The sequence below is a fragment of the Acinetobacter sp. V2 genome (assembly GCF_001188385.1).
Classification (GTDB): Bacteria; Pseudomonadota; Gammaproteobacteria; order Pseudomonadales; family Moraxellaceae; genus Acinetobacter; species Acinetobacter oleivorans.
In genome coordinates, this window is sequence record NZ_JZFB01000001.1 from 1,876,228 (window position 1) to 1,876,462 (window position 235).

Sequence of the window (235 nt, forward strand, 5' to 3'; positions counted from 1 at the left end):
GGCTTTATAGAGATAAATACCATCAGCTAAATCTTTTTGTTCAGCTGTTGTTTCCTGCCAAGTTTTTCCTTCATCTTTCGAAATTTCATAGTGGTCTAGTAAAGTAGCTTGTTCACCGATCACAATTGGTTGAGTTAGCTTCAAAGTAAAATTATTATCTCGCGTAATCTGATCCGTTGCTGAGACGCCTGTATCTCTCAAATCAGATAAAGTCAGTTCACCTGCTTTCGGTACT

Annotated in this window: 1 protein-coding gene; it reads right to left on the bottom strand. The window is 37.9% G+C overall.

Features of this window, described 5'->3' with window-relative positions; translation table 11 throughout:
* The coding region (locus UC75_RS20835) for a hypothetical protein (RefSeq protein ID WP_228137185.1) at positions 1-235 on the bottom strand (235 nt) is incomplete at both ends.